The organism is Paenibacillus sp. 01L418 (assembly GCF_056400045.1).
Genome location: NZ_JBFTSN010000252.1, coordinates 1 through 9,394 on the forward strand (window position 1 = coordinate 1; position 9,394 = coordinate 9,394).

At 37.0% G+C, this 9,394-nt stretch carries 8 protein-coding genes and 1 riboswitch; of the genes, 1 reads left to right on the top strand and 7 read right to left on the bottom strand.

Annotated features, from left to right (window positions below; genetic code table 11):
• Positions 1 to 166: 166 nt before the first annotated feature.
• A complete protein-coding gene (locus AC1DSE_RS23485; protein WP_477511037.1) occupies positions 167 to 499 on the top strand; it encodes a helix-turn-helix domain-containing protein in 333 nt (110 codons plus the stop codon).
• 14 nt (positions 500 to 513) lie between these two features.
• Here the strand turns inward: AC1DSE_RS23485 and AC1DSE_RS23490 are convergent, their stop codons facing one another.
• The 7 genes from AC1DSE_RS23490 to AC1DSE_RS23520 all read right to left on the bottom strand — a co-directional run.
• Complete coding sequence (locus tag AC1DSE_RS23490) at positions 514 to 675, bottom strand: anti-repressor SinI family protein (RefSeq protein ID WP_144376746.1); 162 nt, start codon at positions 673 to 675, stop codon at positions 514 to 516.
• 16 nt (positions 676 to 691) lie between these two features.
• A riboswitch (cyclic di-GMP riboswitch) is annotated at positions 692 to 775 on the bottom strand.
• Between the two features lie 193 nt (positions 776 to 968).
• A complete protein-coding gene (galE, locus tag AC1DSE_RS23495; RefSeq protein WP_477511038.1) occupies positions 969 to 2,018 on the bottom strand; it encodes a UDP-glucose 4-epimerase GalE in 1,050 nt (349 codons plus the stop codon).
• A 123-nt stretch (positions 2,019 to 2,141) separates the two neighbouring features.
• Positions 2,142 to 4,451 carry a right-handed parallel beta-helix repeat-containing protein gene (locus tag AC1DSE_RS23500; protein WP_477528271.1) on the bottom strand — a complete coding sequence of 770 codons (2,310 nt, stop codon included), beginning with the start codon at positions 4,449 to 4,451 and terminating at the stop codon, positions 2,142 to 2,144.
• A gap of 49 nt (positions 4,452 to 4,500) precedes the next feature.
• Positions 4,501 to 6,081: a lipopolysaccharide biosynthesis protein gene (locus AC1DSE_RS23505; protein WP_477511040.1), complete on the bottom strand. Its 1,581-nt coding sequence runs from the start codon at positions 6,079 to 6,081 to the stop codon at positions 4,501 to 4,503.
• A 53-nt stretch (positions 6,082 to 6,134) separates the two neighbouring features.
• Entirely contained in the window at positions 6,135 to 7,313 is a 1,179-nt protein-coding gene (locus AC1DSE_RS23510) for a glycoside hydrolase family 88 protein (RefSeq protein WP_477528272.1), read from the bottom strand.
• A 23-nt stretch (positions 7,314 to 7,336) separates the two neighbouring features.
• Positions 7,337 to 8,518 (bottom strand): glycosyltransferase, encoded by a 1,182-nt coding sequence (locus tag AC1DSE_RS23515; protein WP_477528273.1) that lies wholly within the window; start codon positions 8,516 to 8,518, stop codon positions 7,337 to 7,339.
• An 11-nt stretch (positions 8,519 to 8,529) separates the two neighbouring features.
• Positions 8,530 to 9,394: glycosyltransferase (locus AC1DSE_RS23520; protein WP_477528274.1), on the bottom strand; the 865-nt coding region annotated here is incomplete at its 5' end.

Consider the following 9,394-nt stretch of genomic DNA (forward strand, 5'->3'; position numbering starts at 1 on the left):
ACATAGTACTCTTATAAATAAAAAAATAACCACTCATTATTAAAATAAGTGGTTTTAATGTTTGAATAAAAAAATAAGTGCGTTATAGCTAACAACCTTTCGTAATTAAGAATAATTCGTTATAATAGAAATAGTCTACAACGATGTGATAACGGAGGAATTTGTTATGATTGGAGAACGCATTCAACTGCTGCGCAAGAGAAATGGCCTATCCCTTACAGAGTTATCCCAACGGGCGGGCGTCGCTAAATCTTATTTAAGCTCCATTGAACGAGGGCTCCAGCAAAATCCTTCGATTCAATTCCTCGAAAAGGTAGGCGCCGTATTGAATGTGACGGTTGAAGATTTTTTAAATACCGATGAAAAAAATGATCGCAAACCCGACAATTTAGACAACGAGTGGGCTGATTTAGTAAGAGAAGCTATGGCTTCCGGTGTGAGCAAAGATCAATTTAAAGAGTTTTTAGAATTTAATAAATGGAAAATTAAGCGCGAATAGCGCTTTTTCCACTTTTATACAGCCGTTACTTGCACATCATTATCCTTACTTTCTTCAAGACAAAGCAATACTTTCCTTACTTCGTCCTTGCTGAATCCCAAAGAACGTGCTTTCATGATTAATGTTACCCATTCCATATCCAATTCCTGAATATCTTCTGCTTTAGCTAGTACCATCTTCCCATGTCCCCCATTCATTTCAGGACGGTTGCACCACTGACTCCATGCGTTTAAGGTGCCCAGATACTAAACGCATTTCAACGTCTCCCATGCTTGTCATTCGTTTATAGATGTATTATAAATCACCACAAGTGCGCATACTGTCGCTTCATGTCTCACAAAAATGATAGATAATTACATTTTTTGTCGAATTTATTTAAGTAATGTTAAACGGAACGAGAAATAGGTAAGAGCTATCAACAGACATAGAAAACAGACCTAATTGTATTTAATTATTACTCAGCTTTTAATTATGATGTTAATTCTTTAATGGAATCTCTAGTGGTCTCTTCCTCATAACCATTTGGATTCAAATATTGCCAGCGCCATGAGTCAGCGCACATCTCCTCTATCCCAAGTGTCGCAACCCAATTCAACTCCGCGTTTGCAAGCATCGTATTTGCATAACAAATGGCAATATCTCCTGGTCTACGATCTGTAAATGAATATGGAATACTTCGTCCCGATACCTTCTCGAATGCATTAATCATCTCTAATACACTATACCCGCGCCCAGTTCCGAGATTAAATATATCCACACCTGATTTGTTCATGATTTTTTCCAGTGCACATAGATGTCCTCTCGCAAGATCCACGACATGAATATAATCCCTTACGCCTGTGCCGTCTATGGTTGGATAGTCATCTCCAAAAATATTAACTTTTTTAAGCCTGCCTACAGCTACCTGAGATATGTATGGCATAAGGTTATTAGGAATACCATTAGGATTCTCGCCAATTCTTCCACTTTTATGTGCACCAATTGGGTTAAAGTATCGTAAAATTGAAATCCCCCATTGCTCGTTAGACTCCGCTAAATCCTGTAAAATTTGTTCTAGCATGAGCTTTGTTCTTCCGTAAGGATTCGTTGCTCCAAGCGAAGAACTTTCTTCAATCGGCACATGTTCCGGTCGACCATATACCGTTGCAGAGGAGCTGAATACAAGCTTATGAACACCATACTTCTTCATAACCTCACACAGGATTAAAGTGCTAGTAATATTAGTGTGATAATAAGACAGTGGCAATTGCACAGATTCACCTACTGCCTTCAATCCTGCAAAGTGAATTACTGCATCAATTGTATGTCTGGTGAAAACACCTTCAAGTCCGATTTGATCCATTAGATCCATTTGATAAAATGTAAAGGCTTTGTTTGTAATTTCTGCAACTCTGTTTAATGAGATGTAGCTGCTATTTGACAAATTATCAACAATAACTACCTCATACCCTGCTTCAAGAAGTTCCACACATGTATGACTTCCAATATAACCTGCTCCACCCGTAATTAAGATAGCCATTTCATTGACCCCTCTCAGCCTTCATTATAAGAAAAGTATTTATTCTTTATTAAGAACACTATATGGAATAAAATCCCTGCATCTTGAAAAACTACAGGGATATATTTTCTTCTTTCACTTACGCTATACAGTACTTCCCAAATCCGAGATATCATCTAGCCAGATATATGGCGCAGTACCTGTCACGGTTACTCCTCTAAATACAGATTTCGTAATAATTGCAGATTTATTTTGTCTCAACCAATTAAAGTTGATTTTACTATTATCAAAAAATGAATGAGAAATGACTGCTTTTTTGTTATTATCTGCTTTTCCAACTACAGCATTAATAAAAGTAGTTCCTGTTACAAGCGAATTTCCATCCATGACGAGTCCAAGATTTTGAAACAATCCATTTCTTAGTGTATTCTGTCTCATATATTTAGTATCACTTGAACCTAGCTGAATATCAGTACTACCTAAAAGAGGAGTCTTTGCACGAATAAATTCACTATTGCTGATATGGCAACCCTCAAACCTTGCAGAGCCTTCAATAAGAGTTAAGCCCTCTACAACTATTGGACGTCCTGCATAATCTTGCGGAACTAATATAGATACATCATAATTTTTCACTGTTACATCCTTGATAACAGCTCCGGCTGCTAATAAATTAAAGTTCGGAGTTAACGAATTATCAGAACGCCAATCTCGTTCAACGGTTATATTGGATAGATAACATCTGCCATAATTATATCTACCCAAGTTAAATCCCGTAACACCCGCATCCTTAAAAATGACTGGCACTCCACCTTGCGATTCAGATACCTGAAACCCTAGTGAAGTAACATTTACGGTATAATACAGCTTATCTGTACTTATGCCTGTCGGAATCTTACCGGACCATTGCTCAAACGATACTTGTGCTCCGTTACCCATAAGATGAGGTGATTTAAATGTGAATGTGCCTTTAGCAACATCAACAGCAGGTGATCCAAAATAACCATACACGCTTGAACCATATACTAAGCCGTTTTTAACCTGACAATTTTGAACAACTGCTCCCCTTACATCCAGCAGTCTTAAATTTCCGTTTCGAATAACAGCTCCGTTAACAAAGTTATCTCCCTGTACCCATAACTCACACCCATCAAATGAATTATTAATGTATTTGACATTTGCGAAATTCGGATTTGAGCTAACACCTCCAATATTAACGCCTTCAAAGGTATTTCCCTCTATCAAGAGATTTGTACCATCGGCATTAACTAGATGTCCACGTGCATTATTATAAATATAATTATCTTGTATAAATATGCGATAATTAAGCTCAAACCCATTAGGACGATCTGCTGTTTTATACGGAATATTGGTTTCACTGTACATTGATTCGATATCGATTCCGAACATGGGCGGTGTACCGTTTCTAAAATTAGTTGTTACACCATCGTCATCATAGCCAATATGATGAATCTTATTTCTGTAAATATGAGTATCATTTGAAGCACAGATAGAAATTCCTTGTCTTCTGCAATGATGGATATGACAGTCATGAATAAGAACATTTTGACCCATCTGTTCCTGCGTATATAAGGTAGGATCAAGCTGATATTTCTCATAACCCGTTAAAATTCCATCGCCGGTACAATTTGAAATCTCCATATTGCTTATTTCTATATTATTGGATCCAAACGATCCGATCCCGTACCCGCTTTCATGCGTATAAAATGAATTATCAACCTTAGCCCGAATATCCGCAATTTGACTATCTGTTAGAGGAGCTGTAATGGGTATCGCAAAAATCATTTTATTATTTTTACTTAAATCCTTATCCTCATTAAGAAACCAGCCTCTTCCTCCTGAGCTGGCCGGTGCAAAAACACCGTTCGTTCGTGAGCCAGTAAGTGTTGTTTTAGATACGGTATCTTTATATTGATAGAATTGATAGCCTGTAGCATTTACACCCGCAATGCTCCATAGTCTAAAGCTTGCAAGAAGCCCGGGGTTTGCGTAACGGTCAATCACCTCGCTGCGAATCCAGTTGGGGTCATTGTTTAGCGTTCCGTCAGCGTTTATACCTCCCCTAACMAACTTTACAAAAATCTCATATACGTGGTTTTTCTTATCGCCTACTAGTTTACCACCTGATATCTTTGCATTATTAATTCCTCTCATTTCGACAATCGTATAACTTGGAGATGAATTCCCCTCCAGCATTATTACACAGCCTTGCTCAAGCTCTAAATGAATACCGCTCAACATGTTAATAGCTACGAGAGTACTTGGATCCATTCTTACAATATAATTTCCACTTGGTAGAATGACATGTACAAATCCTTGCGATTTAGCCCAACTAATAGCATCATTTATTCCTTTAGTAGTCTCAGCTGCATTTATGCCTAAGTTGCTAATAGCAAAACGGTCTAGTTCTATTCGGTAAGAGCCTTGTTGACTCATAGAACTCACCTTCCTTTTACACTATCTTATGTAGCTTATCCGTAAAAGGTTACTTATTTCCACCAGCTTCTATACCATGACGTCGCTTTTCTGCCCTTCTGAATATTGCACTTATGTTTGGTAGTTTGATTAATAGATTTTTAAAAATACCGAGTAAATATTTGAATTGCTCCGTTCTATGGAATACGATAATATAAATCCCATTTACTAGAATGAGGCAGATTATGCCTTTAAGCAGTAGCCATAGTACGTTGGATGTCGGAAGAAAATAATTGATTCCACCAACAATGATACATGCAACAATTCCAATAGCAGTGTAGAGCATGTAACTCATAAAATAGTGCACTACAGGCTGACGAAATACCTTACGATAAACAAGCAATGGCGTATACCAAAAAGGAACCGCTAATCCGCTAACTAATGTTCCAATGAATATACCGGCAATACCTAAATATTGTACAAGGATCAGTGATAAACCAAGATTGACCGCAGCCTGGAATAAAGGAGCAAATCGGTCCTCATGAAAAATACCGGCTGTCGTTTTCACTGCGCTTAAAGAGTTCCGCATGCCTCTTTCATAAAAGGATAGAACCAATATCAGCAGTACTACATTCGTCATTTTATACTCTTCGCCTATCCAAATGTCGATCAGCGGCTCAATTAATAAATATAAACCAATTGATAAGAGTGAATATAACCAAAAGTTAAGAAGATATGTAACCTTGAATATTCGATAAACAGCATCGGGACTTTCTTTCGCAACCAAATTACCCAAACTGTGATACATATTGGCAAATATCTGATTAAGGAATGTTCGACAAATATCAATAAGCATTTTGTAATTTGAATACAGACCTACCGCTGCGATACTGACAAAAGAAGAGATAAGAATACTGTCTACTCCAAAAATAAAGTAATTCCCGACATTTTGAAGAATGATCGCTTTCATATTTTTAATGAAATTGGCTTTCGTTTCGGGATCCAGCTTGCTCTTTACCTTTTCCTTTAAGTATGGATATAATTTATCTACAATTAAGACCAGAATAATGGATGTTATAATGGAAAGAGCGCTCTCTACTGCAAGATATAAAATATAGTTCTCCGTGTAGTATAAAATTGCTATTTTCATGCAGGTAGAGATAATCGCTGAAATTGAAAATACAGCTGTTACGATGTAGTTTTTCTGATTTACATTAAGAAAAGAGTGTTTGTAAACAAACAAATAGGGAGCAGCTGTATTGATAAGAAAAAGTATATATATCAAATTGAGGTTTTCAACACTCGTTTCTTTGATGAAGAGATCCAAGAAAGGCATAACCCCTAAACCGAGAACTAGTACTACTCCTGCTATGACCAGATATGCTTTTTTGTATAACTCCATTAAGGCTAATATTTTGGGCCTATCATTATCGGCAACAGGTTTATAGAGATTATATATAATACTTGAGCCGATTCCAGCCTCTGCCAATGTAAGCATGGCAAGAATACTAGTAAACAACCCATTAATCCCTAGGTATTCCATGCCTAAGCTGTTAATGAAAACCGTCCTGGATATAAAACTCAAAACCGTTATAATGAGCTGGTTACCTAGCCCGACTGAAATATTCAATAATGAACTTTTTACCCTCATGCGAAGCTCCTATCTGACAAATCCCATTGTTACTGTTCTCATTGCTCTTCAGTCTATATTACTCTCTTGTTATAATTTACAATTCGAATACAGAAACCTTGAGTAAAAGGCAAGATATTAAATAACATAGAGTACACTCCAATATCCTTTGTGTCCCCTTGTGAGAAATCAACTGCACCGTTTCTTCTTGTTACCTTCATTAAGTATTGGATTGCTCTCTCTGCTCCTGCTGAGCATTCTTCAGAAAGTTCTTCAATCTGAGATGCCTGAAGCAAAAACCAGCCTAATGTTGCTGTAGTAGATGAATCTGCTCTTGTTTCATTCCGTGTTACCGTCCAGTTCCAATTTCCTTCTGGCCTTTGAAAAACAAGAATGGCCCGCGCGAATTTTTTTACAAACCGTTCTAGTTTCGCCTTTGAATCATGTGCTTCCGGTAATTCACTCCAAGCATCACAAAGACCAATTGCTAGCCACCCTAGCCCGCGTCCCCAGCCAAATAAACCGAGTGGTAGTGCATTTCCCATGTGGTATGCATGACTTGGTATGAAATGATCGTCAAGCATACCGTACCTTTCATATTGCTCCAACTGCTTGACTGCTAACTGTACACATTCCTGTTTGTTGTACCTTATTCCATAGGTAACCAGAAACGGACAGATAAAACCTATCGTATCGACATATCGATAATTTTTCATAAATTTCCGATATTGAACCGTTCCATCTTCTCCGATATGTGACTGTATAAGCTCCCAAGTACTGTCAAAAGCCGGTTTGAATTTTTGGGTGTCTATACCTTCTAGCTTCATAACTCCGTAAGCAAGAATGGCAGAGTCGATGTAGGAAGGAAGTTCCCTCCATTGACCATTCTCGTCGAATTTTGTCTTAAGAAATTGTTTGATATTTGTTTCAAGCTCTTTATCTGTACCATTCTTCAAGCACTCGGATAATCCTAATAACAAAGATGCTTCCTGCCAATGCTGAATAACACTCTTAGAATAATTAMCTTTCAGCATGTCGATTGCTACCAGTCTAACATTATCAGTTACTTTAATTTTTGGTGTATGATTAAGCCAATTAACGCCAATATGCGTAATGGATTGATTCCATTCTTGTTTATTTCTATATCTACCGATATGTATTCTGCTCAGCCAATCCCTGCTAATTGGCATAATATCAATAAATATTATAATACCGATTAGCCCCAATAAAATAACAGCTAGAATCTCTAGCATCTTATTCGCTCCTTCACAAACAATTATATCAACGCATATAGCTTTTCAATTTCCAGCTCTGTTCCGAAATTTTCCTTTGAAAGCTGGTTTGAGAAGAATTGTCTTAGACTTTCATTTTCTATCAGCTGCTGAATCCCTTCAGATAGCGATTCTGAATTCATGTCAACAATTAATCCATTTTGGTTATGTACAATTTGATCTTTTGCTGTACTGAAATTAGTAACAATAATTGGTTTATGCAAAATCTTTGCTTCGTCAATAGCTATGGATTTCCCCTCAAACCGTGATGGTTGAACGTAAATATCTGCCTCTTTGATATAAGGATATGGATTTTCTTTAATCCCTACTAAATGGAAGTGGTCAGTGAGCTGATGCATATCTATCAGTTGCTCCAACTTACCCCGTTCTTCCCCTTCCCCTATTACATACCAGTTTACGTTATACCCTTTAGCCACTAAAATCCTACATGCATCTATTGCCATTTCAAAACCTTTCTGGTAATTCAATCGTCCGATTKAAACTATAGAAATTCCTTTGTTCAGATTTAATTCGGTCATTTCCTCTGACATTTCATGAATCAGTGTAGGCGATACGATGTTATGAACGACTCTAATTTTTTCTATAAACTGTGGAAAGCGTTGTATCAATACTTCTCCACATCCTTCCGAGACCGTGACTAGATGATCTAATTGCTCAAAGTATGGGGCATCTAAAGACGGATCCATCCGCAGCTTGTCGTAATCATTATGAATAAATCCAATTTTTTTTGCTGCGTTTGCTTTCTCAATACTGAAATAAATAGGATCCTTCTCAAGAAAACCTATTGCAGCATCATACCTTTTATGGAGCACCGGCAGCGCTTTAGATAAATATTTCCAAACTCTTTGCTCAAGTTTTGCTGGATTCTTTTCTGTATAAAAAATGTATCCTGCTTTCAATCTTGCTAACGCTAACCCTATTTTTCCGTTCTTCAAACAATCAATGACTGCCAGTTTCATAGACATATCAAAATATTGGTACTGAACAGGCTCTTCTAACAATTTCACAGAGCTTGGAATCTTATTTAAAAATATTCCTTCGTGCTTGAACAAATAGAGATCCACATCAAATCTCGAATAATCGATTGTTTGTAATAACGAGAGAAGCGACTTCTCGGCACCGCCGCAATTTAAATTATTCATTACAAATAGAATTTTAATTTTCAAGGCATATCCACCTATTCGAGAATTTTATACAATTTATGAATTTCATCTTCCGTCCCTAAATGAAGACTCGATAAATATTTTGTCATCCTTGTACGAGTCTCTTGATCCTCTATCAACTTAGAAATCCCAACTGCTATGGCATCGACATCCAAATCAACGATTAATCCCTCAACGCCATCTTTAATTTGGTCCTTAGCTGTACTGAAATTAGTTATGACGATAGGTTTATTCAATATTTTCGCCTCATCGATTGCAATTGCTTTTCCTTCAAACCATGAGGTTTGTACATATATATCCGCCTGTTTAATATAAGGGTATGGGTTTACCTTCAGACCAAGCAGTTTAATATTTTTATCCAATCCTTCACTTGTAATAAGGGCGGATAGTTTTTCCCTTTCTTCACCTTCGCCGATTATATTCCACTGGAATTTATAACCCTTGTCCAATAGAATTCTGCAGGCTTTAATCGACAACTCAAATCCTTTCTGAGCATGCAAACGACCAATAGATAAAATAACTAGCTCATCACTCTTACGATCATAAACATCCTTCTCAACCAAATCAGCGAGCTGATTAATGATCTTCGGAGAGACAATATTATGAATAACTTCAATTTTTGAATGTTGATCGGGAAATCTTTGTTTTAAAATATGGCCGCATTCTTCAGAAACGGTTACAATATGATCCATCTTTGCGAAATACCCCTGATCAAAATAAGGATTCATCCCCAGCTTGTCGTAATCATTATGGACCCATCCTATCTTTTTGGCGGCATTAACCTTCTCCGCACAAAAATAAATAGAGGTTTTTTCTAAAAACCCAATAGCTACATCATATTTCTTCTCTACTAAATCAATGGAACGAGCAATATACTTC

Bases quoted from the DNA above. Each gene is read 5' to 3' on its own strand.
- AC1DSE_RS23485 (WP_477511037.1), top strand. From the start codon at position 167: ATGATTGGAGAACGCATTCAACTGCTGCGCAAGAGAAATGGCCTATCC.
- AC1DSE_RS23490 (WP_144376746.1), bottom strand. From the start codon at position 675: ATGGTACTAGCTAAAGCAGAAGATATTCAGGAATTGGATATGGAATGG.
- galE (WP_477511038.1), bottom strand. From the start codon at position 2,018: ATGGCTATCTTAATTACGGGTGGAGCAGGTTATATTGGAAGTCATACA.
- AC1DSE_RS23505 (WP_477511040.1), bottom strand. From the start codon at position 6,081: ATGAGGGTAAAAAGTTCATTATTGAATATTTCAGTCGGGCTAGGTAAC.